Here is a 2,364-nt window from a genome sequence, read left to right on the forward strand (position 1 = left end):
GCGAATAGAATTACAGCGATGGCCCGCACGCGTCTAGTCAAAAGGATGGACCGGTGCCTTTCTATGCTCCAGTGGTCAACCACTCCCGGCTCAAAGTTGGAAGCTTGTTCCTCTCCTGCGCAGCGAGGCACTCACGGTAGGGGCTGCAAGACTTTAGACACTGGACAACTGCCTCGGCCGGCGACGAATGTCCCGGGCGGTGTTTGGGCACAAGCTTTTGGGAAATCCCACCAGAGGTGTCTTTGCGATATCGGGTCTTCCGACCCAAAAGGAGTTTGATCCTTTGGGTGATTGTTTTGGACCTTTTTGTCCTGCTGGTGGCTTCTCGAGCGATTGGCGAAGCTCCTGGCTTTCGGAGACGGTAGGTTTGCGCAGTCCGACCGCAACGTTGGTTGCCGTCACTCTCCGTGGCGATATTTTCCCTTCCCAGATCGGAACCGACAAAGCCTGTCGCAGACGTCTTTTGCATCGTCCGGCCCATCGACAGGTACCCGCGAGGACCGTTGATCGTTCCTGCAAGGGGGGCAAGTTAGACTCTTGCTTAGGATGGACCAATCGTTAGAGACCTCATACGCGCTCATGACAGAGGGAAGGTAAATGCGGCTAGAAAGGGTCAGTAGCGATACCTGGTTAACGTCCTTACAACTCACAAGACAGTGGTCGAATGGGATAGACGGGAGCGACCTCAAATTCAGGCCGCATGCTTGTGTCGGGTTTGGATGCTTCGCCCACTTGGGAAATCCAGCCTACCGGTATTTTGCGCCGGAAGGCCCAATCGGCTTCGCGGTTCACCGTGGAAGAGTTTTTGCAACAAGACTAAGTTAGCCCTCCTGCGAGCGGATGCCTCGCGGGCAAGCAAGTTCGCCGGATGGGAACTGTGCACCGTAGTCTCCAAAAGGCTGGACGAGTTCTGGCGTGAGCAAAAGCCGGTGGGCAGGGTCTGCTTTATCCGGCGTAGGAGAGAAGGATCGATCCATCGATTAACCCGTAACCGGGGGCGCTTCCTTCCCCGGCTAAACTCATGGGCTTGCGTTGGGGGTATACCGTGGAAAAAAACGGGAGCCTTTAAACCATCCCCGAGAGGACACTTCTCCTCAGGCTGGCTTATGTGGAATCGGCGGGCGTTCGCCCAAACGTACGGATCGCCCAGCTTCGAAGGTTGCCAGCAGCTAAAAAACTATAGAGACCCATAACGCTATTCATCGCAGCACATCCGAATCCGAATGAAGTTTGAGTGCGTGGGCCAAGCGGCAGGGTCTTCGCTGCAAGACGGCTTGGGGGATAGGGAAGGAGGGGTGTTTGCCTATTCCCAGAGAATAGTTGCTGACCGGGACGGTAACCATGCATGCGGGGGGCGGAGTGGCTTCGACGGCGTGGCCCTCTACGCGCGGGTATCCAGCGCCGATGCAAAGGTGGATGAAGACAGAGAATTGGTTTGGGTTCTCCAAGTTGGCTCTCAAGGAAAGAGTTTCGGATCGTCAAGGCCGTCAAGAAGGTTGGCTCTGGGGTGAAGGGCCATCGCGGAGGGCTCGTTGGGGAGTTCTGTGATCCAAAGGCCCGCGGCATCCTGGTCGAGTGGCGCAAGCGGCTGATGCGTGTCGGCTTCAAGTAGCCGGAAGCGTCATTGGCTACAGAGAGTCGATCGATCCTGGTGGTCCATTTGGATGAGAGGGCCGACGATAGGGTGTGCGACCCGTAGGAGATGATCGTTTGGCTGTGGGCTAGGCTTTAGGGGAAGAGCTCTGCGCTGAATTGCGCCCAAGAAAGCGCTCGAACCGATCGCATGAGCGAACTTCCTGTTGTGCCTTACCAGAAGCGCTTGGCTGTGATGCCCAAGCTCGGACGTTGCTCAACACCTATGCGGTGCTCTAGGGGCGGGCGCAGCGGAACCTCTTTGCCCAAATGCAGGCTGGCGTTTCTCCGAAAAAAGCTTAAGCGATCCTTTCTGACGCGCTTTTACTCCACCGCCCGAGAGTTTCATGTGCTCCGGGTCCAAGCTGGAGCAAAAGAAGCCGCAATCAAACGTGTTGCACGGGAAAAAGGGGCGGCTAGCCATCTTGCGGACTAGACTTGACGCGCTCTTGGCCCATCAGAAGTCCCGAGCAGGTGCGTCTCTGTTTGGGCTCGCTCCGCCTCTTCCGATAAAAAAGTTTTCGTTGGAAGAAAACGACTATGCGCATCACGCCGCTTGCAAGAAGATTGGCAAGCGAAGTGGAAAAGCCAGTTCTCTGTGCTGCGATGGGAAGAAAAAGACCGCCGGCAACTGGGCGGCCAAACCAAGGTATCCACGGACCGCAGCCTATCGGCTGCGGTTGCGGCTGCCCGGGGGATGGGGGATCCTAAGCCAATACCTGGCTCTTAAGG

1 protein-coding gene and 1 pseudogene are annotated in these 2,364 nt (G+C 56.7%); both read left to right on the forward strand.

Annotated features, from left to right (window positions below; genetic code table 11):
* Positions 1-203 precede the first annotated feature (203 nt).
* Positions 204-365 carry a hypothetical protein gene (locus KK925_RS09975; protein ID WP_214096491.1) on the forward strand — a complete coding sequence of 54 codons (162 nt, stop codon included), beginning with the start codon at positions 204-206 and terminating at the stop codon, positions 363-365.
* A 1,692-nt stretch (positions 366-2,057) separates the two neighbouring features.
* Positions 2,058-2,364: pseudogene (locus KK925_RS09980) on the forward strand (hypothetical protein); the annotation flags it as partial.

Origin of the sequence: Candidatus Methylacidithermus pantelleriae (assembly GCF_905250085.1) — a bacterium.
Lineage (GTDB): Bacteria > Verrucomicrobiota > Verrucomicrobiia > Methylacidiphilales > Methylacidiphilaceae > Methylacidithermus > Methylacidithermus pantelleriae.